This window comes from Jiangella endophytica, assembly GCF_003427025.1.
GTDB classification, from domain to species: Bacteria; Actinomycetota; Actinomycetes; order Jiangellales; family Jiangellaceae; genus Jiangella; species Jiangella endophytica.
On record NZ_QVAI01000028.1, the window covers coordinates 18467 to 32032 of the forward strand.

The 13566-nt window shown below is 74.4% G+C and carries 12 protein-coding genes; 11 read left to right on the top strand and 1 reads right to left on the bottom strand.

Annotated elements, in window-relative coordinates:
- Window position 1 precedes the first annotated feature (1 nt).
- The 3 genes from DZA62_RS32780 to DZA62_RS32790 are packed head-to-tail and all read left to right on the top strand — an operon-like array spanning window position 2 to window position 3647.
- Window positions 2-1291 carry an amidohydrolase gene (locus DZA62_RS32780; RefSeq protein WP_116953182.1) on the top strand — a complete coding sequence of 430 codons (1290 nt, stop codon included), beginning with the start codon at window positions 2-4 and terminating at the stop codon, window positions 1289-1291.
- A complete protein-coding gene (locus tag DZA62_RS32785; RefSeq protein WP_157988054.1) occupies window positions 1288-2652 on the top strand; it encodes a dihydroorotase in 1365 nt (454 codons plus the stop codon). The genes DZA62_RS32780 and DZA62_RS32785 overlap by 4 nt, the downstream gene beginning before the upstream one ends.
- A complete protein-coding gene (locus DZA62_RS32790; protein WP_157988055.1) occupies window positions 2649-3647 on the top strand; it encodes an LLM class flavin-dependent oxidoreductase in 999 nt (332 codons plus the stop codon). The genes DZA62_RS32785 and DZA62_RS32790 overlap by 4 nt, the downstream gene beginning before the upstream one ends.
- A 118-nt stretch (window positions 3648-3765) precedes the next feature.
- Here the strand turns inward: DZA62_RS32790 and DZA62_RS32795 are convergent, their stop codons facing one another.
- A complete protein-coding gene (locus DZA62_RS32795) occupies window positions 3766-4935 on the bottom strand; it encodes an amidohydrolase family protein (protein ID WP_116953185.1) in 1170 nt (389 codons plus the stop codon).
- A gap of 82 nt (window positions 4936-5017) precedes the next feature.
- On the opposite strand from DZA62_RS32795, the gene DZA62_RS32800 reads away from it, so the two are divergent.
- The 8 genes from DZA62_RS32800 (at window position 5018) to DZA62_RS32835 (ending at window position 13554) form a co-directional block, all read left to right on the top strand.
- A complete protein-coding gene (locus DZA62_RS32800; RefSeq protein ID WP_116953186.1) occupies window positions 5018-6367 on the top strand; it encodes an amidohydrolase family protein in 1350 nt (449 codons plus the stop codon).
- Window positions 6364-6954 (top strand): orotate phosphoribosyltransferase, encoded by a 591-nt coding sequence (locus DZA62_RS32805; protein ID WP_116953187.1) that lies wholly within the window; start codon window positions 6364-6366, stop codon window positions 6952-6954. Before DZA62_RS32800 ends, DZA62_RS32805 begins: the two co-directional genes overlap by 4 nt.
- On the top strand, window positions 6951-8240 hold the full coding sequence (locus tag DZA62_RS32810; protein WP_198664452.1) for a Zn-dependent hydrolase: 1290 nt from the start codon (window positions 6951-6953) through the stop codon (window positions 8238-8240). The genes DZA62_RS32805 and DZA62_RS32810 overlap by 4 nt, the downstream gene beginning before the upstream one ends.
- The gene (locus DZA62_RS32815; RefSeq protein WP_157988056.1) at window positions 8237-9640 is read left to right on the top strand and encodes a dihydroorotase; all 1404 of its coding nucleotides are present in this window, start codon (window positions 8237-8239) and stop codon (window positions 9638-9640) included. The genes DZA62_RS32810 and DZA62_RS32815 overlap by 4 nt, the downstream gene beginning before the upstream one ends.
- Window positions 9637-10938, top strand: a complete 1302-nt coding sequence (locus DZA62_RS32820; RefSeq protein WP_116953189.1) for an MmgE/PrpD family protein — start codon at window positions 9637-9639, stop codon at window positions 10936-10938. The genes DZA62_RS32815 and DZA62_RS32820 overlap by 4 nt, the downstream gene beginning before the upstream one ends.
- 147 nt (window positions 10939-11085) lie before the next feature.
- Window positions 11086-11661, top strand: a complete 576-nt coding sequence (locus DZA62_RS32825) for a Cif family virulence factor (RefSeq protein ID WP_116953190.1) — start codon at window positions 11086-11088, stop codon at window positions 11659-11661.
- Between the two features lie 7 nt (window positions 11662-11668).
- A complete protein-coding gene (locus DZA62_RS32830) occupies window positions 11669-12592 on the top strand; it encodes a DUF1028 domain-containing protein (RefSeq protein ID WP_116953191.1) in 924 nt (307 codons plus the stop codon).
- Entirely contained in the window at window positions 12589-13554 is a 966-nt protein-coding gene (locus DZA62_RS32835; protein ID WP_157988057.1) for an LLM class flavin-dependent oxidoreductase, read from the top strand. Before DZA62_RS32830 ends, DZA62_RS32835 begins: the two co-directional genes overlap by 4 nt.
- Window positions 13555-13566: the final 12 nt, after the last annotated feature.

The window sequence follows — 13566 nt, forward strand, 5'->3', positions numbered from 1 at the left end:
CATGAGCCGAACCGATGCGGCCGTGCGCGCGATGATCGCGGACCGGCGCGACCTGCACACCCACGCCGAGCCCGGGTGGTGCGAGGTGCGCACCGCGTCGCTGGTGGCGCGCCGCCTGGCCGATCTCGGGTTCGCCGTCCGGGTGGGGCGCGAGGTGCTGGCCGAGGACCGCCCGGGGCTGCCGTCACGCGGGGAGCTCGACGAGGCCTACCGCCGGGCGCTCGCCCACGGGGCCGACCCGGACTACGCCGAACGGGTCCGCGACGGGTTCACCGGCGTGGTGGCGACGCTGGCGACCGGGCGCCCCGGGCCCACCGTCGCCCTGCGGTTCGACATCGACGCCAACTACGGTCACGAATCGAGCGACCCCGGGCACACCGCGCAGCGCGGCGGCTACCGCTCCCGCAACGCGGGCGTCCATCACAGCTGCGGCCACGACGCGCACACCGCGATCGGCCTCGCGGTGGCCCGTGAGCTGGCCGCCGCCGACGCCCGGCCGGCCGGCGAGGTCCGGCTGGTCTTCCAGCCCGCCGAGGAGGGGCTGCGCGGCGGGCCGGCGATGGTGGCCGCCGGTGTGGTCGACTCCGTCGACGTCCTGTTCGGCTGCCACATCGGGGTTCAGGCGCGCGCGACCGGCGAGGTGGTCGCCGGCTATCGGCGGATCCTGGCCAGCCGCAAGTTCGACGTGCGCTTCCTGGGCCGGAACGCCCATGCGGGCATCTCCCCGCATGAGGGCCGCAACGCCGTCCAGGCCGCCGCGATCGCCGTCCAGAACCTGCTGGCGATCAGCCGGCACGGTGACGGAGAGACCCGGGTCAACGTCGGGACCGTCGAGGGCGGCGAGACCCGGAACTCGGTGCCCGCGCACGCCCTGCTGCGGGGCGAGGTCCGCGCCGACGACGACGCCATCCTGGGCTATCTGCTCGACCGGGTGGACGACGTGGTGCGCGGCGCCGCCGCCGTCGCCGGCGTCGAGGCCCGGATCGAGGTGGCCGGGGGAGCGGCGGGCGCGGACAGCACCCCCGAGCTGGCGGCGATGGTCGCGCGGGTGGCCGCCGGGGTGGACGGGGTCACGCTCGTCCGCGCGACCGCCGACTTCAAGGGGAGCGACGACATGAGCAGCTTCATGAACGCCGTCCAGGGCGCCGGCGGCCAGGCCGTCTACTTCGGGCTCGGGTCGCGCCTCGGTGACGTGCACCACGCGCCGTCCTTCGACGTCGACGACGACGCGCTGGTCATCGGCCGCGACGTCTTCCTCGGCTGCCTGCGCGACCTGGGCGTGCTCGGGTGAGCGCCGACACCCTCTTCCGCGGCGGTACGGCGGTGCTGCCCGGAGGGCGGGTCGCCGCGGACGTCGCCGTGACCGGTGGCGTCATCTCAGCCCTGGCGGCACCGGGGACGCTGAGCGCGGCTGAGGTCGTCGACGTCCGCGGCAAGATCCTGCTGCCCGGCGCGGTCGACGTGCACGTGCACTTCCGCCAGCCGGGGTTCGAGCAGAAGGAGGACTTCCGGACCGGCAGCGCCGCCGCCGCGTGCGGCGGGGTCACGACTGTGTGCGACATGCCGAACACCCACCCGCCGGTGACCGGTGCCGAGCGGTTCCGGGCCAAGCGCGACCTGGTGGCGGGCACGTCGCACGTCGACTACGGGCTCTGGTCCGGCGGCACCGACCTGCCCGAGCTGGCCGCGATGGCGGAGCTGGGCGCGGTGGGGGTCAAGGTCTACCTGAACCGCTCGCACCGGGCCGACGACCCGTACGCCGACGAGCTCTCGATGCCCGGCGACGACACGCTGCGGGCGCTGTTCCGCGCCTGCGCGAGCCGCTCGCAGCCGGTCGCCGTCCACGTCGCCGACCACGAGCAGGAGGCCCGGCTCCGGGCGGAGCTGCGGGCGGCCGGCCGCTCGGACGCGCGACTGGTGTGCCGGTCCTATCGCGGCGACGGCGTCCTCGACGCCCTCTCGGGAGTGCTGGCCGCCGCGGCCGGGACCGGGTGCCGGGTGCACATCGCCCACGCGTCGCTCGCGCCGGTCGCCGCCATCGACCGCATCGACGCCGCACGACGGTCGGGTGTCCGCGTCACCGCCGAGTGCGGCCCGCCCGCGCTGCTGGAGGACGACCTCGACCGCCTCGGCGTGCTCGGGGTGCCGTTCGCCTTCCCCGCCGCCGACGCCGACGCGTACTGGTCCGCACTCGCTGACGGGCGCATCGACCTGGTGGCCACCGATCACGCACCGCACTCGAGGCAGGACAAGGCGGCCGGGCTGGACGACGTGTGGGCGGCCCCGCCGGGGTACCCGGGAGTCGAGACCTCGCTGCCGCTGATGGTCGACGCGGTGCTGGCGGGACGGCTGACCTGGGCGCGCCTGGTGGAGCTGACCAGCGCGGCGCCGGCTCGGCTGTGCGGGCTCGCCGGCAAGGGCGCGATCACCCGCGGTGCCGACGCCGACCTCGTCGTCGTCGATCCCGGCGCCACCACGACCGTCGACGCCACCCGGCTGCACAGCCGAGCCGGCTGGTCGCCGTTCGACGGCCGGCGCCTCGCCGGCGCGCTCACCGCCACCTACCTGCGCGGCCGCGAGATCGCCCGCGACGGCGAGGTGCTGCCCGGCCCGCCGACGGGCCGGTTCCTGATCCCGGAAGGACACCGGTGAAGATCGGACTGCACTACAGCTTCCAGGTGGCGCCGCACGAGTCCGGCCAGCGCGTCGTCGAGCGCGGGCTGCGCGACATCGCCGCCGCGGACGCGCGGGGCTTCTCCTCGGTCGTCTTCGCCGAGCACCACTTCCTCGACGACGGCTGGTTGCCGCGGCCGATGCTGCTGGCGAGCGCCGCGGCAGCCGTGACGACGCGGATGCGGATCGGCACCGACATCGTGATCCTGCCCCTGCACCACCCCGTCGCCGTCGCCGAGGAGGCGGCGGTGCTGGACCTGATGTCGGGCGGACGCGCGATCCTGGGCGTGGGGCTCGGCTGGGTCGAGGCCGAGTTCGACGGCTTCGGCGTCCCCTACCGCCGCCGGGCCCGCATCTACCAGGAGTCGATCGGGGTGGTCCGCCGGCTCCTGGCCGGGGAGGTGGTCGACGGCGAGGGCCACTACGCCTTCCGGGGCGCGCGGGTGCGTCCGCTGCCCGTCAACCCCGGCGGCGTCCCGCTGTGGATGGGCGCCCTGGAGGACCCCGGTGTCAGGCGCGCCGCGGCCAGTGGCGACGCCTGGGTGATGCCGCCCGGCAACCGCGTCGACAAGCTGCGGCGCCAGCTCGCGCTGTTCCGCGAGACCCGGGAGTCGGCCGGACTCGCGCCGGCGACCGAGCAGCCGTTGCGCCGGGAGGCCTTCGTCGCGGAGACCGACGACCGGGCGTGGGAGTTGTTCGCGCCGGGGATCCGGCACGAGTACGGCCGGGTGTACCGGCCCCTGCACCCGACCTACCCCGACGACGACTCGATCGACAACCTGCGCCGCTGGGCCGACGGGCGCTTCCTCATCGGCTCGCCGGAGACGGTGGCTGCCGACCTGCGTCGCTACGAGGACGAGCTCGGGGTCACCGAGTGCCTGATCCGGTTCCAGCTGCCGGGCGTCGGCGACGAGGTGATCGGCGACGCGCTGGACGGGTTCGCCGCCACGATCGCCTTGCTGGCACGAGGCTGATTCCTCCGCGTCATCGCTCGCGGCGGGCGCACCTCACCCGCGCGAGGGCCGTTCGTGGGCCGATCCAGGCCGCTATGCGGCCTGCACGCGGGTGAGGTGATCCCACGGAGAGTGACGTTCAGGCCGGTTCGTACATCGAGCGGACCAGCGCCCGCCCGTCGGCGACCAACCGGCGGCCGCGGGCGAACACGTCGACGATGCGCAGGTCGTCGTCCACGATCAGCAGGTCGGCGTCGCCGCCCACCCGGACCCGCCCCTTGGCGTCGAGTCCGAGCGCCCGGGCCGGGTTGGCGGTGACGAACGACAGGGCCCGCCCGAGCGACAACCCGTGGTCGCGGACCAGCTCGGCCACCGTGTCCCAGAGCCAGCCGAGGCTCTTCTCGTAGACGTCGCGGCTGCCGTCGGGCAGCAGGATCGGCACACTCGCGTTGCCGTCGGTCGTCATCGTCACCAGGTTCGGGTCGACCCCGGCGGTCAGCGTGCGCACGACCGCCTCGGCGGCCGGTACCGCGCGCGGGTGCCCGAAGGCCGGCGTCAGGATCGGGTTGAAGTCGACGAAGCCGCCCGCGGCCGCGACGTCGAGCACGGCCTGCATCGTGTGCTCGGTGTAGTTGCCGTGCGTCGCCTGGAACCGGTGCGCCGGCACACCGGAGGTGCGCATCGCGTGCAGGAACTGCCCGGCCGGGTCGGCGGACTGCCCGAGGTGGGCATGCAGCAGGCAGGCCTTGCCGGTGGCGCCGGCCAGATAGTGCAGCTGAGCGGCGAGCTCGACGAGTTCCTCGTCCCGGAACGGCGTGGCCTTGACCTCGCCCAGCGCGACCTTCACCCCGATGAACTTCTCGATGGTGAAGAGATCGCCGAGCAGCGACCCGGTGACGGTGCGGAACGGCCGCTGGAACCCACCGGCCATGGCGTAGGCCGAGATGCCCTCGCTCTCCAGCGCGTAGGTCTTCGCCAGCAGCCCTTCGAGGTTCTTGGCCACCATGTCCAGCCCCGGCGGCGCGACGACCGTCGTGATGCCGGCGAGCGCGAGCTCACCCACCCACAGCTCGGGGATCCGCGAGGCGTAGCCCTCGTTGCCGCCACCGCCGATCACGTGCAGGTGACCGTCGACGAGACCGGGCACGACCCGCCGGCCCGCGGCGTCGATCTCGACGACGTCCAAGCCGCCGAGATCCAGGTTCTCCTCGATCGCGACGACCCGTCCGCCGGCCAGCAGGACGTCGCGGACGCCGACGTCCTCGGGCGCATGGACGCGGCCGTTCCGGATGGCGCAGAGCTCGCTCACGGTGACCTCCCGGGGGTTGACGCGGCGCTCGCTGAGCTGAGAATGTAATCAAATTACATGCCAGCGCGCAAGGGAGTCCGACATGCCGGACCAGCTCACCACGGTCGCCGCGCGCTGGACCGTGCTGCCGCTGCCGTCGGGTGGCGCCGAGGCTGTCGAGAACGTGACGGTGCTGGTCAGAGGCCACCGCATCGAGGACGTCGTGCGCGGCCCGGTGAACGTGGACGCCGACCGGCGCATCGAGCTGCCGCGGGGGATCGTCCTGCCCGGCTTCGTCAACCTGCACAACCATGCGCTCAACGGCCCGGTCTTCCGCGGCATCGTCGACGACGCCGCGGTCGCGGCCGACACCATCGTCTACGACCTGCTGCTGCCCCTCGGCGATCTCGCGGGCGAGGTGCTGACGGACGACGAGCTCCGGGCGGTGTACCGGCTGGCGGTGCTCGAGCTGCTCCGGACGGGGACCACGAGCGTCCTCGACATGCCGCGCGCCCAGCACCACGGGTTGCTCGAGGCGGCCGCCGAGCTGGGGCTGCGCGCCTTCGCCGCACCGTACGTGTTCTCCACGCGCGACGAGGACGCCTCGCTGGCCGCGGCGCTCGCCGTCGCCGATCGCTTCGACGAGGGCCCCGACGGGCGGATCCGGGTCGGCCTCGGACCGCACGCCACGGACACCTGCTCGCCGCGGCTGCTGCGCCGGATCGCGGAGCTGGCCGGCGAGCGCGACACGTTCGTCAGCATCCACGTCGCCCAGAGCCGCCACGAGGTCGAGACGGTGCGCGTCCGGCACGGACGCACGCCCGTCGAGTACCTCCGCGACACCGGGCTGCTCGGCCCGCGCACGGTGGTCGCGCACGGCGTCTACGTCGAGGACGGCGACCTCGACCTGCTCCGCGAGTCCGGCACCACCCTGGCGCACTGCCCGCTGACCTTCGCGCGCAGCGGGGTCACGGTGGCGTTCGGGCGCTTCCACCGCGCCGGCGTGCGGACCGGCATCGGGACCGACGCCTACAGCTTCGACCACTTCGGCGAGCTCCGCGCGGCAGGCCTCGTCGCCAAGCTCACCAGCGGCGACGGTGCCGCTGCCGACGCCCCGACCCTGCTGGCCGCCGCCACGAGTGCCGGCGGCGCCGCGCTGGGCGGCCGGTTCGGCCGGATCGAACCGGGCCTGTTCGCGGACCTGATCGGCGTGGACCTGTCGGCGCCGCACCTGCAGCCGGTCCGCGACCCACTGCGCAACCTCGTCTGGAACGCGACCCCGGCGGACGTCGCCTTCGTCATGGTCGACGGCCGGCGGGTCGTGGACGGCGGCCGGGTGACCGGCTGCGACGAGCGCCGCGTCGTCGACGAGGCCGCCGCTGCGGTGGAACGGCTGTGGCGCGCCGCCGAGGCCGCCGGCGTGCTGCCGCCGATCGAGAGGACCCCCGCATGACCCTCGCTCAGCCACCCGATTTCCTGACCGCGCTGGCCGTCGGCGACCTCAGCGTCTTCCAGGCCGACGACGTGCGCCGCGACGAGCTGCTGGCCGATCTCGTCGCCGCCGCCTGGGGCACCCACGGTGAGTTCATCGACGCCGACCAGTTCCTCACCAAGCCGACCGTGCTGCGCCGGCTGGCCTCGATCCTCGCCGGCCGGGTCCCGGACGACGTCGACCGGCTCGTGGGGCGCGACCCGCACTCCCTGGTGCTGGGTGCGGCCCTGGCTCTCGAGACCGGGCTGCCGCTGGTGGTCGCGCGCCTGGTCGAGACCGGCGGCGGGCCGCGGCTGGCGTGCCACGGCGAGCTGCACGCGGGGGAGCGGGTGCTCGTGGTCGAAGGGGTGACGGGCACCGGCGCGTCCGCCGCCGAGGCGGTGCGTGCGGTGCGCGACCGTGGCGCCGTCATCGTCGGGGTGCTCGCCGCCGTCGACCGCGGCAACGGCGCCGCCGAGTTGCTCGAAGGCGTGGCCGTGACCCTGGACCACCTGTTCTCCGACGACGAGCTGCGGCGCACCGCCACCCGGGAGAGGCGAGCGCCGTGACCGCGGTGCGCCCGGCCGACCCGGAACGGCTCTGGTCGACCCTGCAGACCATGGCGGCGATGAGCGAGCCGGGGCCCGGCGTCACGCGGCTGGCCTACACGACGCTCGAGCGCGCCGCCCACGCCCGCTTCGCCGAGTGGATGGCCGACGCCGGGTGCGAGATCGCCGTCGACCCGGCCGGCAACACCGTCGCGACCCGTCCAGGCCGGGCCACCGGACCCGCGGCCGGCACCGGCAGCCACCTCGACTCCGTCTACAACGGCGGCCGCTTCGACGGCATCGCGGGCACCATGGCCGCCGTCGAGGTGGCCCGCCTGCTGCACGAGGCCGGCGTCGAGACCGAACTGCCGCTGCGCTTCGTCGCCTTCGCCGGCGAGGAGGGCGCCCGGTTCGGGCAGGCCTGCTGCGGCTCGAAGCTGGCGGCCGGGCTGTCGTCGCGCGCGGAACTCGACGTCCGCCGCGACCGCGACGGGGTATCGCTGGCCGACGCGATGGCCGCCGTGGGACTGGATCCCGATCTCGCGGCACGTACGGCGTGGGCCGCCGAGGACTGGTCGGGGTTCGTCGAGCTGCACGTCGAGCAGGGCTCGGTCCTGGAACGGGCGAAGCTCGACATCGGGGTCGTCGACCTCATCTCCGGCTCCACGCGCATCGAGCTGACCGTCACCGGGCAGGCGTCGCACACCGGCGGCACGCCGATGCGTGGTCGCGCCGACGCGCTGGCCGGGGCGGCCGAGGCGGTGCTGCTCGCGGAGCAGGTGGCGCTGGACCCCCGCCACCGCGGGACCCGGGCGACGGTCGGACGGCTGAGCGTGCTGCCCGGCTCGATCACGACCATCCCCGGACGGGTGACCTTCTCCCTCGACGTGCGCGACGTCGACGCGGACCGGCAGCGGCAGTCGGCGGCCGAGATCGTCACCCGGATGCGGGCGGCGTGCCTGCGCCGGGGCACCCGGCTGGAGGCGCGGCTGCTCGCCGACACCTCCGCCGTCGTGCTCCCCGACTGGGTCCGCAACGAGGTGACCGCCGCGGCCGCGGAGCGCGGTGTGCCCTACCGGGTGCTGACGTCGGGGGCGAGCCACGACGCGCAGATGGTGAACCGGCTGGTGCCGACAGCGATGATCTTCGTGCCGAGCCGGCAGGGCCTCTCCCACGTGCCGGAGGAGTGGACCGAGCCGGCCCAGCTGGCGGCCGGGACCGACCTGCTGCTCGCCGCGCTGCTGCGGCTGGATGCCCGGGCCGCGGCCGTCGCCGGGGTCCTCGAGAACGTCGGAGGTGCGTCGTGAGAGTGGTCGTGACCGGCGGCGATCTGGTCACCGAGCAGGGACCGATCCCCGCCGATCTGCTCCTCGCGGACGGGCGGGTCGAGGCCTGGCTCGACCGCGGCTCGGCCGTCGTCGCCGATGAGCGGGTCGACGCAGCGGGGCTGCTGGTGTTTCCGGGCTTCATCGACCCGCACGTGCACTCGCGCGACCCGGGCCACACGCACAAGGAGACGTTCCACCACTCGACACTGGGGGCTCTGTGCGGCGGCACCACGACGGTGCTGGAGATGCCGAACGCGGTCCCCGCCGTCACCGACGTCGCGACCTTCGAGGCGCGCCGGGCCGCGCACGCCGCGCACGCGTGGACCGACTTCGGCCTGTGGGGGATGGCGCTGGGCCCGGCCAACCTCGATCAGATCGCGCTCCTGCACGGCGCCGGCGCGGTCGCGGTGAAGTTCTTCTGGGGCTACGCGCTGGACAAGGAGACCAAGGGCCTGGTCTACAACTTCGCGGCGGCGCCGCCGGACTCCCTGCTCCTGCCGCCGGAGAACGGCGAGGTACTGGAGCTGTTCCGCGAGGTGGCCCGCTACGGCGGGCTGCTGGCCGCGCACTGCGAGGACCGCCACATCCTCGCGCGGTCGGCCGAGCTGCTGGGCCACCCGATCACCACGTACGACGACCTGCTGTTCGCCCGGCCGGCCGTGGCCGAGGCGACCTCGATCGCGGTCGGCGCCCAGTTCTCCCTGGCCACCGGGTGCCGGTTCCACGTCGTGCACATGGCGTCGGCCGCGGGCGCGACGGTGGTGCGCGAGGCCCGGGCGGCCGGTGCCGCGGTGACGGCCGAGACCTGCCCGCAGTACCTCACCCTGACCGACGCCGACGCCGAGCGGCTCGGCCCGGCGATCAAGGTCTACCCGCCGGTCCGCTCGCAGGCGGACCAGGACGCGCTGTGGGCCGGGATCGCCGACGCGACCATCGGCTCGGTGGGCTCCGACCACGCGCCGCACCTGCTCGAGGAGAAGCTGCGCGGGTTCGAGGACGCGCCCGCGGGCGGGCTGGGGGTGGAGACGCTCGTGCCGCTCATGGTCGACGCGATGGTGCGCGGGCGGCTGTCACCGTCGCGGCTGGCCGAGGTGCTCTCGGCCGGGACCGCGCGGCTCTACGGCCTGTGGCCGCGCAAGGGCAGCCTGCGCCCGGGCTCGGACGCCGATCTGACACTGGTCGACCCGCGGGGCTCCGCGCGGATCTCCAACGAGCGGATGCACGCGCTGAACCCGGTCACCACGTGGGACGGCTGGGAGCTGTGCGGCCGGGTCGTCGCCAGCCTGCTCGGCGGCGAGCCGGCGATGCGCGACGGCGAGCCGGTCGGCCCACGGCGCGGCCGCTTCGTCGCCGCTCGCCACGAGGTGCCGGTCGGATGACGGACGAGTTGGTCGCGCTCGTGGAACGTCGCGTGGCGGAGGCCGCCGCGCTGCGGTGGGACGACCTGCCGGCCGGCCTGCGCGAGGACGTCGCCCTGGTGCTCGCCGACACGATCGGCGTCGTCGCCGCGGGCGCTCGCACCGCCGAGGTCGGGGCGCTCGCGAACGACCCGGTCCTGGGTCTCGGACCGGCCGGAGCCGCGCGCACCCTCGCCCCGGGCACCCCGCGCGGCGACCCGGCGACGGTGGCCTGGGTCAACGGGACGGCCGGCACCTTCCTGGAGCTGGACGAGGGCTTCCGGCCGACGGGGCACCCGGCGATCCACGTGCTGCCTGCGGCGCTGGCCACGGCCGAGACGGTGCACGCCGGCGGAACCCGCCTCGGCGCGGCGTTCGTCGCCGGCTACGAGGTGGCCGCGCGGCTGTTCGAGTCGTTCGTGCTGCCGAAGCCGATGCACCCGCACGGTCATTTCGGGGCCCTCGGTGCCGCCACCGCGGTGGCGATGCTGCGGGGCGACGACCCGGTCGCCCTGGTCCGGATCGCGGCGACGCAGCCGCTGCTCACCGGCTGGTCCGCCTGCTACGAGGGCGCCACCGCGCGCAACAGCTGGACCGGCCACGCCAACCGCGCGGGCGTCCAGGCGTCGGTCCTGCACCGGGCCGGCTTCACCGGCGCGCTGAGCTCGCACCTGTCGGTCGTTGCGCCGTACGCCGCCCAACCCGGCGGCCTGCGCGATCCGGTGGACCCGGGGACGCTGCGGATCCGGCGCAATTACCTCAAGCTGCACTCCGCCTGTGCGCTGACGCACGGCGCGCTCGACGCCACCGTCCGCGCCTGGGGGCAACTGCGCGGCAGTCCGGAGCAGGTGGCGGAGGTCGTCGTCGATACCGTGACCGTCAACCTGCGGGTCGACCGCCAGGCCGCGCCCAACGCGCTGTCGACCCGCTTCTCTCTGCCGTACGCCGTCGCGGCCGCGATCCGCACCGGCGGGACCGGCCCCGCGGCCTTCGCCTGGCGACCGGACGTGGCTGCCCTCGCCGCCCGCGTCCGGGTGCGCGCGGACCCCGAACTGGACGCGCGCTGGCCGGACGCCGCGCCGGCCCGGGTCCGGATCCGGCTCACCTCCGGGGCCGCCGCCGACGCCCTGGCCGACAACCCGCACGGCCACCACAGCGACCCGGCGACCCGGGCCGAGCTGCGGGACAAGTTCGTCCGGCTCGGCGGCAACGAGGCCGCTTTCGACGCACTGACCGGCTTCGCCGCGGTCGACGACTGCGCCGCCCTGCCCCTTCCATGATCATCAAGCATCGGTGGGGCCCTGGCACCACGAACCCTTGATGATCATGAAGGGCTGGGTCGTTCTGAACCACGCGTTCCCAAGGGCTAGTCAGCACTGGCCGCGATATGTAATCTGATTACAAGTTTCCACGGAAGGAGGCGTCGCATGGCCGCTCAGGCAACGGACGAGGAGCAGATCCTCCGCCTGCACCGCGACTGGTACTTCTCGAACTTCCAGATCAACATCCCGCTCATGCGCACGGTCTTCGCGACCGGCGACGAGAGCTTTCTGATGTTCAACCTGAACGATCACCCCTATTTCGGTGTCGACGACCTCGCCGACCTGTGGTCGTTCTACGCGCGGACCGACGAGTGGGGCCTGTGTGAGGACTACGTGATGCGCCTCGACGTCAGCGGCGACATGGCCTACGTGGTCTCCGAGGGCAGTTTCCCCGCCTGGCGGGTCCGCGACGACGAGGGCAACGACCTGCCCGAGCGGATCGACCGGCCGGCCTACTACCGCTCGACCGAGGTCTACAAGCGCGACGACGGCGCCGGCAGCCCGGAGTGGAGGATGTGGCACTTCCACTGCTCGACCCGGCCGCCGGACGACGAGGCGCCCGCCGCGAAGACGCGCGACGACGCCGCCGACCGGCGCGGGCTGGGCAACACGCCGTACTCCCGGGGCACCCGCACCGACTACTCCGAGTACGGCGAGCTCGCCGACGCGGGCGCGAGCTGAGCCCGCCATGACCTTCTCGTTGCTCGCCAGGGACGAGGCGACCGGCCGGCTCGGGCTGGCGACCGCCACCCACGCCTACGGCGTCGGCCCGGTCGCCGACCACACCCGAGCCGGCGTGGGCGTCATCGCCACGCAGTCGTTCGTCGAGGTGTCGTACGGGCCGCGCGGCCTCGACCTCATCGAGCGGGGACTGCCCGCGAGCGAGGCGCTCGACAAGCTGGTCGCCGACGACGCCGACAGCGACATCCGCCAGGTCGCCTACCTCGACACGACCGGCGCGACCGCCCACCACACCGGCGCCCGCTGCGTTCCCTCGTGCGGCGGCCTGGCGGACGGGCCGGTGGTCGCCGTCGGCAACATGCTCGACCACGACGGCGTGCTGCCCGCGGTCGTCGAGGCGTACCACGGCGCGTCCGGCGACCTGGCCGACCGGCTGCTCGCCGGTCTCGCCGCCGGCGACGAAGCCGGGGGCGACGTGCGGGGCCGGATGTCCGCGGCGCTGCGGGTGGTGGCGGGGGAGAAGCTGGCCGAACCCTGGCAGGGCACGCTCGTGGATCTGCGGGTCGACGTCGACCCCGATCCGGTGGGACGGCTGGGCGAGAGCCTGCGCTACCACCGTGCCTACGGCGTCTTCTTCGAGTCGGTCTTCAAGCCGGGCCTCGTCACCGGGGCCGAGCCGGTGCTGGGCGAAGAACTGGAGCAGGCACTGACCGGCCTCGCCGACACGCAGCAGGAACTCGGCGACGACCTCGAACCCACCGTGTGGCGGGGCGTGCTGCTGGTGCGGGCCGGGCGGGTCGACGAGGGCGCCGCGCTGATCGCGCGGGGGATCGCCGCCCGCCCGCCGTTCGCCCGCTTCGTCGACGGCATGGCCCGGACCGGGATGCTGCCGATCGGCTCCGCGGAGATCCTGCGGAGGGCCGCTCGGTGAGCAACCGCGTCGGCTTCGTCCTGGGCAGTACCTTCCACCCCAGCGCGCTGGTGCCCGTCGCCCGCGCGGTCGAGGAGCACGGCTTCTCGAGCATCTGGTCCACCGAGGACTACTTCGCGACCGGCGGCGTCGCCGGCGCCGCGACCGTCCTCGCGGCGACCGAGCAGATCCGGGTCGGGACCGGCGTGGTCTCCGTGTACGCGCGCCATCCCGGGCTGCTGGCCATGGAGGCGGGCACCCTCGCTTCGGTGCACCCGGGCCGGTTCGTCCTCGGCGTCGGCGTCGGCGGGAGCTGGTGGCTGGACCAGCAGGGCATCGAACACCGGCGGCCGCTGGGCGCGGTGCGCGGCACCGTCGCCGCGCTGCGGGCGCTCTGGGCCGGCGAGACGCTCACCGGCGACCACGGCGGCTTCACCTTCGAGGGCGTCCACCTCGAGTACCCGCCGCCGCAGCCGCCGCCGATCCACCTCGGGGCGACCGGCCCGAAGATGACCGCACTGGCCGGCGAGATCGGCGACGGCCTGGTCCTCTCGGTCTTCAGCAGCCCCGCCTTCGTCCGCGTCGAGCGCGACATCGTGGCCGCCAACGGCGGCGCGGACACCCCGATCACGACCTTCGCCTTCCTGTCCATGGCCGACACCACCGCCGAGGCGCGAGCGCGGATCCGGCCGCTCCTCGGGACCTTCCTGGCCGACGGGGAGAGCACGGCGATGACCGACGCGATCGGGATCACCGACGAACTACGCACGCTCGCGCGGACCGGCGGTCCCGAGGGACTCGCCGCCGACATGCCGGACGAGTGGATCGACCAGCTCTGCGTCTGTGGCGACGTGGACACCTGCGTCGACCGGCTCCAGGCCCTGCTCGCCGCCGGCTCGGACGAGGTCGCCCTCGCCCCCATCAACGTCGAATCCCTTCTCGGGGACATCAAGAAGCTCAGCACGGCCATCGGCGCCGGCTGACACCCACCAGGA